The following is a 17072-nucleotide window of genomic DNA, read 5'->3' on the forward strand; positions in this document are numbered from 1 at the left end:
ACCTGGTCGGTCAGGGAGCCGTCGCCGGGAAGGTGACCTGGACGGTGGTGCCCTGCCCGGGCGCCGAGGTGACTCCGACCGTGCCGCCGTGCGCGGTCACGATCGCCTCGACGATGGCCAGCCCCAGGCCCGACGAGCCGCCGCTGTCGCGGCTGCGGCTGGGGTCGGCGCGGTAGAAACGCTCGAAGACGTGCGGCAGATGCTCCGGCGCGATGCCGTCACCCTCGTCGTGTACCGCGATCGCCACTTGCCCGTCCTGCGAGCCGACGGTAACGGTGACCGGCGTGCCGGGCCGGGTGTGCTGCACCGCGTTGCCGACGAGGTTGCGCAGCACCTGCTGGATGCGCGGCCCGTCCCCGTCGATGACCGCGTGCGCCACCCCTTGCAGGGTGATGGCCCGGTCGGCGCTGACCACCTGGGCGTCGTCCACCACCTCGCCGGCCAGCGCCACCATGTCCACCGGCCCGCGGTTCAGCGGCTGGGCCGCGTCGAGGCGGGCCAGCAGCGCCAGTTCGTCGACGAGCAGCCGCATCCGGCCCACCTCGGCCTGCATCCGTTCCATCGCGTGGTCGAGCTGGTCGGGGTCGCGCAGGCCGCCCTGGACGTACAGATCGATCCAGCCGTGCATGGTCGCCAGGGGCGTGCGCAGCTCATGGCTGGCGTCGGCGACGAAGCTGCGCAACCGGTCCTCGGCCCGTCGCTGGGCGTCGAACGCCTTCTGGAGCCTGGCGGTGAGCACGCCGGCTCGCGGGCCGGCGAGCAGCGCGACGAGGACCGGCCGCCACCGGGAGGACCGGTTCACCGCCGCACCGGCCGCAGGCTGTACCCGAACCCCCGTACGGTGTGGATCAACGACGGCCCACCGAAGTCGATCTTGCGACGCAGGTTGGAGACGAAACGCTCGACCACGCCCGCGTCGCCGCCGAAGTCGTACTGCCAGACGTGGTCCAGGATCTGCGCCTTGGAGACCACCCGCCCGGTATTGGCGAGCAGGTAGCGCAGCAGCCGGAACTCGGTGGGGGAAAGCTCGACCGGACGCCCGCCCCGGGTCACCGTGTGCCGGGCCTCATCCATCTCCAGGTCGCCGCAGCGCAGCACTCCCTCCGGCACCGCCGGCGGTACGCGGCGGGAACGCCGCAGCAGCGCCTCCAGCCGCGCGGCGACCTCCACGACGTTGAACGGCTTGGTGAGGTAGTCGTCGCCGCCCAGGCGCAGCCCGCGCACCCGGTCGTCCAGCTCGTCGCGGGCGGTCAGGAACATCACCGGCACGTGGACGTCCTGCGAGCGCAGCAGGTGCAGCAGGTCGAAGCCGTCCGTGCCGGGCAGCATCACGTCCAGCACGATCGCGTCCGGCGTGCGCGCCTCGATCGCGGCCAGTGCGGCCGGCACGTCGCCGGCCGCCTCGACCTCGAACCCCGCGAACCGCAGCGCGGACAGCAGCAACGCCCGCAGCCCCGGGTCGTCGTCCACCACCAGAATGCGGTCCACGTCCTCTATTCCACCATCAGGAGGGAAGCGCGCCCGCTGAGCCGCGCGCCCTCCACATCCAGGTCCGGCAGCACCCGGCCGAGCCACCGCGGCAACCACCAGGCGCCGTGCCGGGCCAGCGCCAGCACCGCCGGCACGAGCGTCATCCGGATCAGGAACGCGTCCAGCAACACGCCCACCGCGAGCGCGAAGGCGATGGGCTTCAGCGTGGCGTCGCCGTTCGGGATGAAGCTCGCGAAGACCGCGGTCATGATCAGGGCGGCCGCCGCCACCACGCGTGCCGAGGCCTGGAACCCCTGGCCGAGCGCGCGTTGCGGGTCGCGGCTGTGGGAGTACTCCTCGTGCATGCGGCTGACCAGGAAGACCTCGTAGTCCATCGCCAGGCCGAACAGCACCGCGATGAGGATGATCGGCATGAAGCTGATCACGGGCCCGGTGCGCGAGACCCCGACCAGATCGGCGAGCCAGCCCCACTGGAACACCGCGACCGCCGCGCCCAGCGTCGCGCCGACCGACAGCAGGAAGCCCAGCGTCGCCTTCAGCGGCACCACCAGCGACCGGAAGGCCACCATCAGCAGCAGAACGGCCAGACCTGCAACGACCAGGGCATAGGGCACGAGCGAAGCGCTCAGCAGCTGGGAGATGTCGATGCCGATGGCGGTCACGCCGGTGACCCCCGCGGACTCCCCGCCCGCGGCCTCGAGGCCGGTCACCACCTTTTCGGTACGTTCGTCCCGCGGCCCGGTCTCGGGGATCACTGTCAGCAGTGCGTACCGGCCGTTCGCGGACAGTTGCGGGCGTCCGGCGGCGACCACCCCGTCCACCGCACCGAGCCTCTCGGCCAGCGCCGTGGCGGCGGCCCGCTTGTCGCCTTCGTTCGCCAGGTCGGCCAGGACCAGCAGCGGGCCGTTGAAGCCCGGTCCGAACGCGGCGGCCGTCAGGTCGTACGCCTGCCGCTGCGTGCTGGCCGCCGGAGCCGAACCGTTGTCGGTGAGCGCGAGGCGCAACCCCGCCGCCGGCAGGGCCATGACGCCGAGCGCCGCGACGACGGCGAGCGTCGTGACCAGCGGTCGGCGGGTGACCAGCCGGACCCAGCGCGCGCCCATGGTGGGCCGGCCGTCGGCGGCCTCGCGCCGGACGGCCCGCGAGCCGGGTTTCGGGCGCAGCCGGTCCCCGGCGAAGCCCAGCACGGCCGGGATCAGGGTGACCGCCACCAGCACCGCGACGATCACGGCGGCGGCCGCGGCCAGTCCCATCGCGGTCAGGAACGGGATCCGGACGATGGTCAGCCCGGCCAGGGCGATGACCACGGTGAGGCCGGCGAAGACCACGGCAGCGCCGGCCGTGCCGATCGCACGGGCCACGGACTCGTCCACGGGTACGCCGGACGCCAGCTGCGACCGGTGCCGCGCGACGATGAACAGCGCATAGTCGATGCCGACCGCCAGCCCCAGCATGAGCGCCAGGGCCGGCGCGGTCGTCGGCAAGGTCAGCATGCCCGCGACGGTGGCCAGGCCGGCGACGGTCGCACCCACCCCGAGCAGCGCGGTGAGCAGAGGCAACCCGGCCGCCACCAGAGAACCGAACGTGATGAGGAGGATGGCCAGCGCGATCAGCAACCCTGCGGCCTCGGTGCCGTCGCCGCCATCAGAGCCGTCGCCGTACGCCGACCCGCCGGCCTCCACCCGTAGCCCGGCTTCACGGGCCGGTCGGAAGACATTCTCCAGCGCTTCGAGGGTGCCGTCCTTCAGGTGGGTGCGGTTCTCGTGGTAGTGCACGTACGCCAGGGCGACGCGACCGTCCGGCGAGACCGTGTTCGTGATGAACGGGTCCACCACCCCGGCCACCTGCGGCGCCTTCGTGGCGGCGGCGAGGGTCTGTTCGATGACGGCTTCGTGCTCGGCGACCTTGTGACCGGCGGGCGCGACGAACACCACCTGCGCGGTGGCACCCGACGAGGCGGGAAACTGCTCGGTGACGGTGTCCAGGACCCGCTGGGCACGCGAGCCGGGGATCGAGAAGTCGTCCTCATACGAGCCGCCGGCGGTGGCGGCGAGCGCCCCGGCGACGACGAGGGCGGCCAGCCAGGCCACCAGGACGGTCCGGCGGCGCCGACAGGTCCAGGCACCGAGCCGGTAGAGCAGTGCGGCCATGACGATGAACTCCCACCGATCGTGGATCAAGGAGCCTCATCACACCGCCCATACCTGACGACCTGACGCCCGCGAACCTGACGGTCGCCTGACGGTCGATCCCCGGCGTTCCCCCGCGTGGCCGGGGACTGGCTCAGGCGCCGACCACCGCGACCTCGACACACTGGCCGTTAGAGCTTGAACGGCTGCTCTTCCGCCACTCAGTCACGGTCGGCACCGCCGATCACCACGACCTCGACGCACTCGCCGTTAGAGCTCGAACGGCTGCTCTTCCGCCACTCGGCTTTGGACAGGTCAGTCATCGCCTGTCTCTCCTCTCGCTTGGTACTGACCAGCTACGCGAGTCAGCAGCCGCCGCGTCGCGGCCGGGTTCAGTGCCAAGGCTCGAAGGTGCTCGTAAAAGCCAGTGTATCGGCGCAATTCGGCATCCTCTTCCAGAAAGCGGTCACCTGCCATGCTGTCGATATAAACCACCTGCGGATCGTCCGCGAAGTTCATCACGACGAACGAGCCATGCATCCCCGGGTGCGCGCCGGCGGCGAAGTCGACCACCTGAAACGTCACGTGGGGCGACTCCATCGCATTGATGAGATGGAGAACTTGGTCGCGCATCACCATCGGCCCACCGACGGCCCGATGGAGCGCCGCCTCGTCGCAGATGGCCCAGAGCCGCAACGGGTCGTCACCCTGGAGCACCGCTTGGCGCTCAATACGAGCCTGGACTCGTCGATCGACCTCGGCTCGGGTCAGTGACGGCATCCCGCCGGGGATGACTGCCCGCGCGTACTCCTCCGTCTGGAGCAGGCCGGGGACGTAGAGGCTCTGGTAGTTCCAGACGGAGCGGGCCTCCTGTTCGAACTCGATGTAGGTGCCGTACTCCTCGGGCAGGTCGTCCGTGTACGGCTGGAGCAGGCCCGGGAAGGCGGCGTCCCTAAGGAGCTTCATCAGGGCGGCGTGCTGGTCGTCCGTCACCTCGTACACGGCGAGTAGGGCGTCGAGCGTCCGTACCTGCGGGCGCGCCCTCGCGGTCTCGATGCGGTACAAGGTCGCGGGGTTGATGCCGGTCTTCTCGCTGACGTAGTCCCGGCTGAGCTCCCTTTCCGCGCGAAGGCGGCAGAGGGTTCCCGCCAGGCGGCGAAGACGAATTGTCGGACGGGGGCGCGCGGACATTGAGAGACCTCCGAATCTAGAATTTCTCTATAAAACACGCAATATCTTGCGTTGATCTTGAATGCGGTACCAAACTGGCCCACGACTGAAGCCTGCCACATGCCATATGGAGGCGTGTGGCAATTCGGAGGTGATCACATGGGAATGCCTCGGCAGGCGTTCTTTCCGGCAGAAGAAGCCGAGTCGGTAGCGCTTGCCGCGACACCCGAGGCCGTGCCGCTCGCGCGGCGGCTCGTCATCGATGTCGCACGTCAGTGGCGCCTGCCGCACGGGTTCGCCGATGACGCCGAATTGGTCATGTCGGAATTAACGATCAATGCCATAAAGGCAACGCATCTCTTCTACGCGACCCACGGCCGGGCCGAGACCGGGAACATCAGAATCCGGCTGCGGTGGACGACACCGAGTCTCTTCACCGAGATATGGGACGTCAATCCAATGCTTCCCACCCCGAGGAAAGCGAGCGAGGACGACGCCGGCGGACGCGGCCTCGGCATCGTCGAATTCATCTGCGCGCGATGGGCCGCCGAGCGTTGCGAAGACGGCGGCAAGCTCGTCTGGGCCGAACTCCGTCTACCGAGGACCTGACGGTGTTCCCCGCACGCCCCGCCCCCGAAACGCTGCTCAAGCCGAGCGAGGCCGCACGGCTCCTGGGAGTCCGGCCGACCACGCTGGCGAGCTGGGCCCGGGCCGGCCGGCTCACCGCCCAGGCCACCCCCGGCGGCCATCGCCGCTACCGGGCGGCCGACATCTACGCCATCATCGAAGCGTCCGGTGGTACGGACGCGGACACCTGGAAGGACGACGCCGTACGCCTCTACGAACAGGGGTGGAGCATCCGCCAGGTCGCGGAGAAGTTCGACCGCGACTACGGCTCCATCCGCCGCCTGCTCCTCAGGCGGAAGGTCGTGTAACGGCACCGGGGTCACGGTCGCCGACCATGACCGGGCCATCACGCAAGAGAGGGCCGACCGCTCGATAAACGGCTTACTGTAGGCAACAAAAATCTTACGGTACGACACCCTTCTCGGCGTGCGCCTTTGTACGGCATCGAATGCTTACTTCGCCCTTCCACGGGAATGCTAGCCGACGGCCTAGGCGACCCGTACGGCAACGACATTTCAGGCAAAGAGGTCAGCGATGCCTGGACGATCTATCTACAGCAAGAACCGTGCCACTGCGGCCGGGGAATCGACGCAGGGGTATTACGAAGCACGATGGATTCGACGCCGCCCTCGCCGGGTCATGATCCGACTGCTGGTGTTCCTCATTCCGTTCATTTTCTTCACCCTTGTGCTCTCGTGGCGGAACGGGTTGGTGATCGGCGCGCTCGCGGTGGCGGCGGAGTTCACCTACGTGTGGCGTCGTCATCGGATGGCGACCGAGATGTTCAAATCGAAGCGCGCGGCGCGGACGACGGTACGGGCGCTGTTCCGGCTGGAACGGGCAGGTTACTATGCGTTTCACGATTGTCTCCTCGAGGGGAAAGAGACCGCCGAGCACATCCTCATCGGGCCGACCGGCATCTGGTTGATCGATAGCGAGACCTTCCGGGCGCAGCCCCTTCTCTGGCCGGACGATAATCGCCTCGACGCAGACGAGTATCCGCCGGTTTCGCCGATAACGACGGTCCGGAAACACGCACAGACCATGGCCGAGTTCGTTCGCGGCGCCCTCGGTAGAGACATCGTCACGCACGCGATACTTGCCGTGAGCGGGGCGCCCTAGAGGCGGCTCAAAGCCGAGGAAGTGAAGGGCGTACCGGTCATCCACAGTCGATTAGTCGCCTCGTGGATTCTCCGTAACGGCGACCCGATCTACTCACCGGAAGACGTCGAGCAGATCACCACTACCGTGGCGGGCCGGCTGTCGCTGCGCAGACAGACCGGCGACGATGAAATTCCCTGGCTGACCAGGGCACTGCGGCTGGGGCGCCCCGACACCCGCGCTCGCCGCCCGTCCCGGCGTTACCTCCCATAGCCGCGATCGACCAGCTCCTCGTCATCGAGGCGTCGTACGGCCCACCGTGCAAGCCTGACGCCCGCCACGGACAACGACGTCCGAGCGAACGGAAACGCCATAATAAAGTGCACTTCTCAGTCAATCGGTCGCTTGTTACGGTTTGACCGACCAGGGCTTCGGCGGCAGTGAGGATCCTCCGATGACCGACCATGGTGAAGCCGATGTCCAGCAGCCTCTTTCGATCGAAAGACTGCCGGTGAGCGAGGACCGGGACACCGCCTACGCCGAGATTCGCGAGCGGGGACCGGTCACCAGACTCACCACCGGGGTGGCGGCCATCTCCCGGGAGACCGCCGAGTACGTCCTGCGGCATCCAGAGCTCTTCTCCTCCAAGCGGGCCTACGAGAGTGCGGGCAGCCCGGTGCCGATGCTGCCGATCGCGTTCGACCCGCCCGAGCACACCCGCTACCGGCGCCTGCTCCAGCCCCACTTCAGCCCGCGCCGGATCAGGACGATGGAGCCCGAGATCAGAGCGCTCGCCGTCAGGCTGGTCGGCGACGTCGCCGGCGCGGGCCGCTGCGACTTCGTCTCGAGCATCGCCGTACCGCTGCCGGCGCAGGTGTTCCTGACGATGTTCGGACTCCCCCTCGCCGACCGCGATCGCCTGATCGCCTGGAAGGACGCCATCCTCGGCTCGGCCCCCGAGTTCGGGGCCGATGCCCCCTCCGAGGCCGCCGCCAAGGCCGCCGGCGAGCTTTTCGGTTATCTGGTCGAGCACATCGCGGCGCGCCGCGCGGAGAGCTGCGGGACCGACCTGCTGGCAGTCCTCCTCGCCGACACCGGCGACGACCGTCTGACCGAGCATGAGCTCCTCGGCATGTGCTTCCAATTCGTCCTCGCGGGGCTCGACACGGTGACCGACGCCCTGTCGAACGCCTTCGCGATCCTGGCCACCCGGCCGGACTTACGGCAGCAGCTCGTCGACGACCCGGGCGTCATCCCCGACGCGGTCGAGGAACTCCTCCGCATCGACGGCCCGATCCTGACCCTCCCCCGCGTGGCCGTCGAGGACATGCGGCTGGACGGCCATCGGGTCACCGCGGGTTCCGCCGTCCATGTCGCCGTCGCGGTCGCCGACCGAGACCCCGCCGAACATGCCGAGCCCGACACGATCGACTTCCACCGCCGCCAGCCTCATCTGGCCTTCGGCAGCGGGCCGCACTTCTGCCTCGGGGCTCATCTCGCCCGGCTGGAGATGAAGGTGGTCCTGGAGGAATGGCACCGCCGCATCCCCGGCTACCGGCTCGCCGAGGGCGTTCGCCCAGCGGCCCTCTGGCCGGCCGGACTGGTCGGCGTCGCCGACCTTCCCCTCGTCTACCCGGTCGAGCCGACACGGGCCGACGGCTGAGCACACGATCTCGGCCGAGCGCGGCTCTCGAGGTGTTTCCCCGGGCGAACTGCCGTCGCGTCGGTAGCGGAACACCGGAAACCGGCTAATCCCAGCGTTCGTAGGCGTCCCGCAGCGACGCTCTCCGCCCCGCGTGTGACAGCACGTCCACGCAGCCGACCCACTGCTCGACCGATCCGGCCGGCGGCAGCCTCCGGATCTCCGGATCGGCGATCTCCGCCAGCAGCCCCCGTACGACCTCCTCATCGATCGTGCGGTAGGGCCGGTCCCAGAACGGTGTGACGGCGCGCGCGGGCGTCGGCAGGCCCCTCTGCCGCTGGACGTCCAGCAGAGCCTCGGCGGCCTCGGCCAGCGCCTGCTCCCGTTCCTTCCAGCCGGACGCCGCCACCACCCGCCGCAAGTCCAGCCGGGCGGCCACCGGAAGCGTCGCGAAGACCGTGCCGCGCCACTTGGCGTACGGCTGCCAACGCCGGGACAGCGTGAAGGCCAATGAGACCACGTCGGCGGCCAATTCGGCGCAAAGGAGGCGAGAGCCCAGCTCGTCGCCGCGCTCGGCGGTCCGTCCCACGAACGGCATCTGCTGCGCCAGGCGTTTCCACCCCGCGGCCAGGACGTACCGCTCGACGTCGGGCGGGTACCAGCGCAGCGCCTGCCGGCACCGGGCGAGCGTGGTGGTCCGGTCGGTGAACACGGGGCCGGCGGTGATCTCGAGCACGCTCTGCCCGGTGAGGCTGAGCCAGTCCACCACCGAGAGGCCGCCGAGCGGGTCGACCCCCAGCCTGCCGACGGCGAAGTCCCTGACCGTGGCCGTCTCCACGTTGTGCGTGCGCGCGGCGTCCCACGTCACCGGAAATCTCACCGGACGGCCCTGGAAGGTCTGGGGCAGCTCTCGCTCGAGTACCTCGATGATCCGTGGGACCGGCGCTCCGTCCTCCACGAGCAGCGTCAAGCGGCAACCCCAGTCATGGTCACGGCTCATCGTGTCGTCGAGGCCGAGAACGTCCGAACCCGAGCCGAGACGTGCCGTGGCGTACGACAGCCCGGGAAAGACCCGGTCGAGAAGGGGCTCGACGACCTCGGCGGCGAAAGAGCGGGCCAGCACGGCTCCGGAGACGTCCACCGCGCCACCGCAGCAGACACAGGCCCCCGCACGCAAGCCATTAACCGTCCGCGGGGTGCCTTCACAAGCGGCCGGATGCGCCGAGATTTCTCAGTAGTGGAACGCCGAGGCCACCTTGGCTCCCTTGCTCTGCAGGTTGACGACCGAGCCCTCGCCGGGCGGCAGGGCGCGGCAGAGTACGCCGCCGTACCCGGCCGGGAAGGCGAAGATGCCCCAGACGGCCCGCCAGTCCTCGACCTCGCCGGTCTCGGGGTTGATGACCGGTTCCGGGGCCGGGTCGACGCGGCGCTGGACGATGTGGTCGCCGCCCTGGCACTCGGCGACCGTCTCGGCCCACTCGCGGTCGGTCTGCTCCCAGCCGACGCGGATGCCCTGGCCCGCCAGGCCCGCGAACGGCTTGAGGATCATCTGGTCACGTTCGGCGCGTACGAGGTCGGCCAGCTCCGGCGTGAGGGTCCGTGTCCAGGGCAGGATGCGGTCGATCAGTGCGTTCTCCTCCGCGGACAGGTCCGCCCGGAAGTCGGGGTCGGAGACGAGCGGCAGGCAGGTCTTGAATGACAGCAGCGCGCTGTTCAGGGGCGTCCACAGGACGACCTGGCCCTCTTCGTGCGCTCGGGTGACCGCTTCGACGTACTCGTCGTTGCGCGGGTCGCGTGCCACCTGGTTGACCGAGAAGTAGCGCAGGAGGAGGTCGATCGGCCGGTCCCGTACGTACACCCGGCCGCCCTCGACCCGTACGTCGTCGAGTTCTCCGTACACCGTCTCGACGCCGTACCCGCGAATGGTCTCCTGGAAGGAGCGGTGCAGGGACTCGTAGTACGGCGACATGCCGCCGACGGCCTCCACCGTCGCGACGACGGGCGATTCCTTCCCCGTCGCCGCGGCGAACTGCCGGGCCATGGCCGCCGGGGTGTCGACGTGCGTCAGGCCGTGTTCCGCCGCGAACTTCGCGAACGGCTCCATCGCGAGCAGGGAGTGGTTGATCTGGCTGACGTCGACCCCGCCGAGCTCACTGCCGACGTTGAACTCCAGCAGGCGGAAGCTCTCGCCGTCGTCGTAGAGGTCCGCCCGGCCGTACAGGGGCTGCTCGCCGGTGAACCGGGCCATCAGCTCGGTGCGCCGCTCGTCGGCGCCGATCGCGGCGCAGTACTTGCGGACGTCGCCGCCGAAGAGCCGGTCCGGCAGCGACACCATCAGGTCGAACAGGCCGGCGACGTCGGCGGCGGCGCGGCGGATCCGGTCCTCGGCGCAGAACAGCGGACGCGGCAGGAAGTACTTGCCCCACGCCGCGTACAACGCCTCGGGGAACTCGGCGTTCGCCATGACGTCGCGCAGGCCGGCGTCCGCCGCACAGGCGTCCAGGTACTTCTCGGTGACCATCCGTGGGCTCCTCATCGTGGGGGGTGGTCAGGCGTCCGGGGTGACGATCAGGTCCTTCTCGATCTTCCGGATGGCCTCGCGGTCGGCGTGGATCTGGTCGCTGCTCTCGTGCGCGAGGATGATGTAGCCCATGGTCATGCTGGCGAGCAGGTCGGTGCTGGCGTCCACGTGGTCGCCGGTCCGCACGACGTGCACCGGGGAGTGGTAGCTCGGCAGCTCGCGGGCCTGGTCGTAGATCTCGGCGTTGCGCACGATCCCCGTCGAGTGCGACATCAGGAACACCGCCATGACGTTGCGCCGGAGCGTGTAGCCGGGCGGCAGTTCGGCGCCGAGGCCCCGGCACACGTCCACGATCCGGGTGACCTGGCTCCCGCCGGTGGCGATCTCGGTGACGGCGGGGTTGCCGGCGCCCGCGAGGCGCGCGTTGACCTCCACCAGCCGCGGTCCGTCGGGCGTCATCATGATCTCGGTGTGCGCGGCCCAGTTCTTCAGCCCGACCGCGTCCAGCGCGCCGAGCCCGTAGTCGATCAGGTCGCCGTACGCGTCGCGGTCGTAGGGCAGCCACTCGACGCTGTCGTAGACCGCGATGCCCTCGCCGAACGGGACCCGCTTGTAGCGGATGATGTCGGTGATCGAGTGCCGCCCGTCGTGGCTGACGGTGTCGACGGCGTACTCGGTGCCGGTCAGCTGCTCCTGGACGAGGACCTCATCGGCCACCTCGTCGAGCTTGTTGCGGGTGCCGAGCAGCGCGTCGAACTGCTCGCGCCACCCGCGCCCGCCCGGCGCCCGGCTCACCCCGACGGTGCCCGCGCTGCTCGTCGGTTTGATCACCAGGTCCCGTCCGGTCAAGCCCTCGCGCTCGATCCAGGCGGCCACCTCGCCGGCGTCGCTGGTGCAGATCTGCCGGGGGATCGGCAGGCCCGCGGCGGCGACGGTCTGGTGCATGACGTACTTGTGCCGGCGGGCGTTCACCAGCTCGGGCACGTTGGAGTACGCGGGCGTCAGCGCGTCCGAGAGGTCCTGCGCCAGGTGCAGCGCCGACTCGAGGCCGGGGATCACGCCCATCGGGCCCAGCGCCCGGAGCCGTTCGGTCGTCCCGGCCAGGTCGCCGTGGTGGTTGATGATCGCGTCGAAGTCACCGGGTACGTGCGAGGAGAACAGCGAGCCCCACCCCGGGACCGCGTAGTCGATCACCGCGACCGGGCTGATGCCCGCCTTCCGCAGCGCCGGCGCGATCATCGCCGCCGAGGTGAAGGGTTGCACGATCGCGACGACTGGTCTGTCCATGACGTTCACCTTTTCCTTGGGCGTCTTACTGGCTGTCGGCCGAGGAGGCCAGGGCGGGTTCGGCGGGCTCCGGCTCGACGCGCCGGCGGCGCAGCCCCGCGCCCGCCGCGACGAACACCGCGCCGGCCAGCGCGAAACCTCCGGTGAGCACCCACACCCCGGAGCCCCATGCGTGCCATCCGGCCGTACCGATGAGGGGCCCGACGGCGTAGCCGACCTGCTGCGGCGTCGTCGCCGCGCCGATGTAGCGGGCGCGCAGGGCGGGCGGTGCGACGAGACCGGGGTAGGCCATCATCGACGGCGCGGCGACGACCTCTCCGAACGTCCACACCACGGTCGCGAGCACGAGCATCGCCACCGGGCTGGGCCCGGTGTAGAGAAGGTGGCCGACCCCCAGCAGCGCCATCCCGGCCGCCATGGGGACGCCGATCGGCAGCCGCTGCGTCCACTTGGACAGCAGCACCTCGCAGGCGATCACCATGAACCCGTTGACGGTCAGCAGGGTCGCGTACACCTGCGCGCTGTGGCCCGACCCCTTGACGAACAGCGGCAGGGCGGCCGAGCTCTGGATGTAGGCGAGCGCGGTCAGGAACAGGCCGAGGACGACGAGCAGGAAACGCCGGTCGGCGAGCACCCGCCCGTAGCCGGGGCGTTCCTCCTGCTTCGCGGTCTTCCCGGCCGCCGCGGGGGCCGGCTCGCGGCCGGGCCCGAGCGCGGCGAAGGCGACGGCGCCGAAGGCCAGTGAGGTCGCGGCGTCGACGTAGAACAACGCGTCGTAGGAGGCGTACGCCAGCAGGAGGGCGGCGCCCAGGGGGCCGACCGTCGAACCCACGTTGAACGTGAGCCGCAGCAGCGAGAAGACCATGACGTGCCGGTCCTTCGGCGTCTCCGCCACGATCCACGCCATGGCCGCGGGCCGGTACGCGTTCGCGGTCAGGCCCGCGCCGCAGGCCACCAGCGCGCCCACCCACACGTTGGGGACGTGCACGATGGCCGCGGTCAGCACGGCCGTCCCGGCCATCGAGCCGGTGACGACCCAGCGGTAGCCGATCCGGTCCGCGACCGAGCCGCCGACCGCGGATCCGGAGATCCGCCCGACCATCAGCGCCATGAGGACGACGCCGCTCTCCCCCGCGCTGAAGCCCTGCCCGGTCAGGAACAGCACCAGGAACGCGTTCAGGAACGCGGCGAGGTTGCTGATCAGGTTGCCCAGGACCAGCACCCGGACCGGCCCGCTCATGGTCCGCAGCGTGGACAGGACGGTCGGGTGCGGCTCCCCCGTGGTCATGACGCCGGCTCCAGCGGGGTTCCGGTGAAGGTGAAGAACCGTTCGGTGCCGGCGACGGCCGCGCGGCTCTCCGCGAGCGTGTCCGCGACCGCGATCACGTAGCCGCTGCGGGCCAGGCCGCGCGGCGGCAGCCGTACCTGCGTGCCGGGCTGCGTCCCGACCTGCATCTCGACGATCGGCGGGCGCAGGAACTCCTCGTGCGCCGTCGCCGAGGTGATCTCCATGTCGTACGGCGGATAGGCGAACCGGACCGACGCGGCGCGGAGCGGCCCGGGGCGCGTCACGTCCGGGGCCCGGCCCGCGACGGCGTCGGCCGCCGCGAGCGGCGCGTCGACGCCGGACGTCAGCCGGCCGAGGTGCGGGATCATCCCGCCGCCGAGCCGGGCGTTGATCTCGATAACGTGCATCGCGCCGCCGGTGAGCTTGAACTCGATGTGGGTGTAGCCGTCGGTGAACCCGACCGCCTCGTGCGCGCGGCGCGCCGTCTCACGCATCAGCGGGTCGCCCAGCAGCGGATCGTTCGCGTCCACGTCGTGGCCGACCTCCTCGAACGCGAACCTGCCCTCCCCCAGGAACTTGCGCGCCACGATCAGCGGTGTGCAGGTGCCCTGGTGCAGCACGCACTCGACGGAGATCTCCGGGCCGTCGAGGAACTCCTCGACGATCACGTAGTCCTCGAACTGGCGGATGCGGCCCATCCGGACCCCGTCGGTCAGGGCGAAGGCGGCATCGAGCTCCTCCGGCCGCTCGACCTTGCGGACGCCCATGCTGCCGCCGAGGTTGCGGGGCTTGAGGATGACCGGGTAGCCGATCTCGGCGGCGAACGCGCGGGCCTGCTCCAGGGACGAGACGGCCTTCGACGCGGGCTGCGGGAGCCCGGCCTTCCGCAGCGCCTCGCGGGTCGCGCTCTTGTCGCGGCAGCGTGCGACCGCGTCCGGGGTGAAGGTGGTGAACCCCAGCGCGCCGCTCAGGTGCGCCGCGGTCTCGACGTAGACCTCGTCGTAGCAGTAGACGCCGGCGATCTCGTGGTGGTCGGCCACCTCGCGGGCCGCCGCCGTCAGCTTGTCCAGGTCGAGGCAGTCGACCACGGTGTGGCCGACGATGTAGGGGTCCTCCCAGGTGGGCGGGGCCGGGTTCAGCAGCCACAGCCGGTACCGCGCCGACACCGACTCCAGGATGTAGGCGCGGTAGACCCAGTAGCTGCTCGCGACGAGGAGGAGGAGCGGGCGGTCGTCGCCCGCCGGCGGGCGGTGTGACATGCGGACCTCGATCAGGGTTGGAAGGCAGGGGATAGTCCCGGGCTAACCGGTGAAGTAGTCCTCCGGTCCGCCCCGGCGGCGGACGTCGAGGGTGGCGCAGTGGAAGCCGCCGCCGAACGTGTTGACCGTGCGGAACGGCACCGGGATGGGCGTGAAGCCCTCCTTCTCCAGCAGCCGGAGCAGCTCGGTCTCCTGGGCCTCCACGAAGATCCGTTCCTGGTCGAGCATCAGCGTGTTCATCGCGATCCAGCGGCTGCAGAAGTACATGGTCTGGTCCGCCGGAATGGCCGGCTCGGGGCAGACGATCATGTCCCAGCCTTGGAACATCTCCGGCGGCTCCGGCACCCGCTCGGGGTTGATGAGCACCTTGCCCGGCCGCAGCGGGACGAACGTGGCGTTCATGTGCATCGGGTGGTCGTCGACGAAGGCCACCTCGCGTACCCGGAACCGGTCGCCGAGCAGCCGGCGTACCCACTCGATGCCGAACCGGTTCGTCACGTGGCTGCGCTGCACGAGGATGTCGCGGCCGAACCGCATGAAGTCGCCGGCGTCGAGGATCGGCTCGAACTCGGTGATGACCGAGGTCTCCGGCGGGAACGGGTTGTCTTTGGACGGCCCGCCCGCGGGCTTGGCCTCGGCGTACCGCGGGTTGAAGGAGGCGTCGGTCAGCTCCGGCTTGGGCGCGGCGACCCAGCCGGCTCCGCGCCGGAAGTAGTCCTTGAAGATCGTGCGGAACGGATGGGTGGCGAAGTAGTACGACCGCCAGCCCATCGTCGCCTCGACGATCGTCTCGCCCGCCACCAGCGCGATGTCGCGCGGGAACGTGTGCGACGAGCCGCCGGTGGACTGCCACGCCTGGGTGCCGAAGGAGCGCGACTGGTCCACCGGGTCCGGCCGGCGTACGGTCACGCCCTCGGCCTCGAGGATCCGGACGAACCCGTCGAGCTCCTCGCGTGCCGCCTCGACCTGCTCGGCCGGGAACGCCCCGCCGCCGTTCCGGCGGTAGAACTCCCAGGCCTCCGGCGGCACGGTCGCCTCGATCGCGGGGTGCCACGGCGGCACGGCGGCGCCGTCGATGACCCCGACGATCACTTCCTCCAGCGGGTCCCACTCGTTGTACGAGCCGACCGGGTTCGTCGTCACGCCGGGCTCCCTTCGACGGTCCGTACGGCCACATCGGCCGCCCCGGAGACGGCGGTCAGGCCGTGCAGCCGCGCGCGCGGTACGAGCAGCGCGTCGCCCCTGCCGAGCCGGTGCGGCCGGTCGGTCGCCCACGCGTGCACGTCGACCTCGCCGCCGGTCACCTCGATGACCCGGTCGGCGTCGTACACGCGGGTGGTGAACGGGTCGCCGGGCCGCAGCCTGCGGACCTCGGCGTCGTCGCGCGCCGAGGTGGCCAGGGAGGCGCCCAGGCGGGTGTGCTCATCCAGCGTGTCCGCCCAGCGGATCTGCGCGCGGAAGTCCTCATCGCCCAGGCGCAGCAGCAGCTTGGTGTCCTCGATGCCGCGGACCAGCTCGGGGATGACCAGGTCGCCGTGCGCGCGGGCGAACCCGAGCAGCAGGTTCTCGTAGGTCATCCGGCCGTGGTGGACGTCGATGTGGGCGTGCTCGTCGCAGTACTTGGTGTCGACGCGGTCGCCGAACACCGCGCGCAGCATGGCGCCGGTGTCGGCGAAGCCCTGGGCGAACAGCCACTCCAGGTAGGTCACCGCGGCCATGTAGCGGAACACGCCGCGATGGTCCTCGGTGAGCCAGTTGAAGTAGTTCACGCCGACGAGCGAGCTGGTCAGATAGAAGTTCCAGTACGCGTGCAGGTCCGTGCGCAGCCCGACGCTGGCGAGCATCCCCTTGAAGATCGTGCTGTGCTTGGCGGGGTAGAGCCCGTACCCGAACTCGTCGTTGAAGATCTTGAACAGCTCCGACTGCTCCACGCCGTACGAGCCGCCGAGGTTGCGTGCCATCGCGGACGCCTCGGTCAGCGCGTCGAGGGCGAGCTGGATCAGGTGCATCCCGGCCGCCTCCTCCGCGTGGCGGCACTCGGTGATCGCGCGCATGGTGCCGCTCACCGACGCGGTCTCCTCGACCGCCGGGTTGTTCCCGGTGTGGTCGGCGGGCGCGCCCGCGCCGCTGACCTCGCCGAGGAAGTACGCCTGCAGCTCCTCCAGGGTCCGTACGGGCGGCACGGTCACCGCGTCGTCGAGGAAGGAGAACGCGTAGCGCTCCAGGCCGGGCCGGATCGTGTCGCGCAGCCCGCGTACCTCGTCGGAGTAGAAGAGGTCGAAGTCCTCCTTGGCCGTGGCGAGACCGCCCGGCGGCAGCAGGATCATGTCGCTCTCGTACGCGTTGCACAGGATGCGGCCGGCGATGAGCTGGCGGTACCCGAGGAACTCCGCCTCCGTGGCGGGCACCGAGAAGTCCAGGTCGCCCACGCCGTCCGGGCCGACCGGCCGGCGGTAGGGGTTGCCGGTGATGTAGATCTCCGGCCCCGGCCGGAAGACGCGCTGCGCGCAGTAGGCCTCGATGGGGCCGGCGTCCACCCCGGTGACAGTCATCATTC

General features: G+C 70.2%; 17 protein-coding genes. 4 read left to right on the forward strand and 13 right to left on the reverse strand.

Features of this window, described 5'->3' with window-relative positions; translation table 11 throughout:
- Nucleotides 1-10: 10 nt before the first annotated feature.
- The 6 genes from OG417_RS44250 to OG417_RS44270 all read right to left on the reverse strand — a co-directional run bounded on the left by OG417_RS44250 (nt 11) and on the right by OG417_RS44270 (nt 4811).
- Nucleotides 11-802: a sensor histidine kinase gene (locus OG417_RS44250; protein WP_329242534.1), complete on the reverse strand. Its 792-nt coding sequence runs from the start codon at nt 800-802 to the stop codon at nt 11-13.
- Nucleotides 799-1488, reverse strand: a complete 690-nt coding sequence (locus OG417_RS44255) for a response regulator transcription factor (protein ID WP_329242537.1) — start codon at nt 1486-1488, stop codon at nt 799-801. The genes OG417_RS44250 and OG417_RS44255 overlap by 4 nt, the downstream gene beginning before the upstream one ends.
- Before the next feature lie 5 nt (nt 1489-1493).
- Nucleotides 1494-3671, reverse strand: coding sequence for an MMPL family transporter (locus OG417_RS44260; protein ID WP_329242539.1), 2178 nt, complete (start codon nt 3669-3671; stop codon nt 1494-1496).
- A gap of 103 nt (nt 3672-3774) precedes the next feature.
- Complete coding sequence (locus OG417_RS54650; protein ID WP_425550880.1) at nt 3775-3858, reverse strand: DUF397 domain-containing protein; 84 nt, start codon at nt 3856-3858, stop codon at nt 3775-3777.
- Nucleotides 3842-3943 (reverse strand): DUF397 domain-containing protein, encoded by a 102-nt coding sequence (locus OG417_RS44265; protein WP_329242542.1) that lies wholly within the window; start codon nt 3941-3943, stop codon nt 3842-3844. The genes OG417_RS54650 and OG417_RS44265 overlap by 17 nt, the downstream gene beginning before the upstream one ends.
- Complete coding sequence (locus OG417_RS44270; RefSeq protein WP_329242545.1) at nt 3936-4811, reverse strand: helix-turn-helix domain-containing protein; 876 nt, start codon at nt 4809-4811, stop codon at nt 3936-3938. The genes OG417_RS44265 and OG417_RS44270 overlap by 8 nt, the downstream gene beginning before the upstream one ends.
- A gap of 138 nt (nt 4812-4949) precedes the next feature.
- Here OG417_RS44270 and OG417_RS44275 point away from each other — a divergent pair, with 138 nt between their 5' ends.
- The 4 genes from OG417_RS44275 to OG417_RS44290 all read left to right on the forward strand — a co-directional run bounded on the left by OG417_RS44275 (nt 4950) and on the right by OG417_RS44290 (nt 8181).
- Nucleotides 4950-5399 (forward strand): ATP-binding protein, encoded by a 450-nt coding sequence (locus OG417_RS44275; protein ID WP_329242548.1) that lies wholly within the window; start codon nt 4950-4952, stop codon nt 5397-5399.
- 2 nt (nt 5400-5401) lie between these two features.
- Nucleotides 5402-5725: a helix-turn-helix domain-containing protein gene (locus OG417_RS44280; RefSeq protein ID WP_329242550.1), complete on the forward strand. Its 324-nt coding sequence runs from the start codon at nt 5402-5404 to the stop codon at nt 5723-5725.
- 331 nt (nt 5726-6056) lie between these two features.
- A complete protein-coding gene (locus OG417_RS44285; RefSeq protein ID WP_329242553.1) occupies nt 6057-6539 on the forward strand; it encodes a nuclease-related domain-containing protein in 483 nt (160 codons plus the stop codon).
- 433 nt (nt 6540-6972) lie between these two features.
- Entirely contained in the window at nt 6973-8181 is a 1209-nt protein-coding gene (locus OG417_RS44290) for a cytochrome P450 (protein WP_329242556.1), read from the forward strand.
- An 85-nt stretch (nt 8182-8266) separates the two neighbouring features.
- On the opposite strand, the gene OG417_RS44295 is transcribed toward OG417_RS44290, so the two are convergent.
- The 7 genes from OG417_RS44295 to OG417_RS44325 form a co-directional block, all read right to left on the reverse strand.
- Nucleotides 8267-9301, reverse strand: coding sequence for a DUF4037 domain-containing protein (locus OG417_RS44295; RefSeq protein ID WP_329242559.1), 1035 nt, complete (start codon nt 9299-9301; stop codon nt 8267-8269).
- Between the two features lie 90 nt (nt 9302-9391).
- Entirely contained in the window at nt 9392-10681 is a 1290-nt protein-coding gene (locus OG417_RS44300) for a hypothetical protein (protein ID WP_329242562.1), read from the reverse strand.
- 27 nt (nt 10682-10708) lie between these two features.
- Nucleotides 10709-11968, reverse strand: coding sequence for an ATP-grasp domain-containing protein (locus OG417_RS44305; RefSeq protein WP_329242565.1), 1260 nt, complete (start codon nt 11966-11968; stop codon nt 10709-10711).
- 25 nt (nt 11969-11993) lie between these two features.
- Nucleotides 11994-13256 carry an MFS transporter gene (locus OG417_RS44310; protein WP_329242568.1) on the reverse strand — a complete coding sequence of 421 codons (1263 nt, stop codon included), beginning with the start codon at nt 13254-13256 and terminating at the stop codon, nt 11994-11996.
- On the reverse strand, nt 13253-14515 hold the full coding sequence (locus tag OG417_RS44315) for an ATP-grasp domain-containing protein (protein ID WP_329242571.1): 1263 nt from the start codon (nt 14513-14515) through the stop codon (nt 13253-13255). The genes OG417_RS44310 and OG417_RS44315 overlap by 4 nt, the downstream gene beginning before the upstream one ends.
- A 42-nt stretch (nt 14516-14557) precedes the next feature.
- Nucleotides 14558-15658 carry a hypothetical protein gene (locus tag OG417_RS44320; protein ID WP_329242574.1) on the reverse strand — a complete coding sequence of 367 codons (1101 nt, stop codon included), beginning with the start codon at nt 15656-15658 and terminating at the stop codon, nt 14558-14560.
- Complete coding sequence (locus OG417_RS44325; RefSeq protein WP_329242576.1) at nt 15655-17070, reverse strand: iron-containing redox enzyme family protein; 1416 nt, start codon at nt 17068-17070, stop codon at nt 15655-15657. The genes OG417_RS44320 and OG417_RS44325 overlap by 4 nt, the downstream gene beginning before the upstream one ends.
- Nucleotides 17071-17072: the final 2 nt, after the last annotated feature.

It is taken from the genome of Actinoallomurus sp. NBC_01490, from assembly GCF_036227085.1.
GTDB lineage: Bacteria > Actinomycetota > Actinomycetes > Streptosporangiales > Streptosporangiaceae > Actinoallomurus > Actinoallomurus oryzae.

Coding starts and splice junctions, on each gene's coding strand:
- OG417_RS44315 (WP_329242571.1), bottom strand. CDS start 14,515: ATGTCACACCGCCCGCCGGCGGGCGACGACCGCCCGCTCCTCCTCCTC.
- OG417_RS44265 (WP_329242542.1), bottom strand. CDS start 3,943: ATGACTGACCTGTCCAAAGCCGAGTGGCGGAAGAGCAGCCGTTCGAGC.
- OG417_RS44290 (WP_329242556.1), top strand. CDS start 6,973: ATGACCGACCATGGTGAAGCCGATGTCCAGCAGCCTCTTTCGATCGAA.
- OG417_RS44325 (WP_329242576.1), bottom strand. CDS start 17,070: ATGATGACTGTCACCGGGGTGGACGCCGGCCCCATCGAGGCCTACTGC.
- OG417_RS44300 (WP_329242562.1), bottom strand. CDS start 10,681: ATGGTCACCGAGAAGTACCTGGACGCCTGTGCGGCGGACGCCGGCCTG.
- OG417_RS44310 (WP_329242568.1), bottom strand. CDS start 13,256: ATGACCACGGGGGAGCCGCACCCGACCGTCCTGTCCACGCTGCGGACC.
- OG417_RS44285 (WP_329242553.1), top strand. CDS start 6,057: ATGATCCGACTGCTGGTGTTCCTCATTCCGTTCATTTTCTTCACCCTT.
- OG417_RS44275 (WP_329242548.1), top strand. CDS start 4,950: ATGGGAATGCCTCGGCAGGCGTTCTTTCCGGCAGAAGAAGCCGAGTCG.
- OG417_RS44305 (WP_329242565.1), bottom strand. CDS start 11,968: ATGGACAGACCAGTCGTCGCGATCGTGCAACCCTTCACCTCGGCGGCG.
- OG417_RS44270 (WP_329242545.1), bottom strand. CDS start 4,811: ATGTCCGCGCGCCCCCGTCCGACAATTCGTCTTCGCCGCCTGGCGGGA.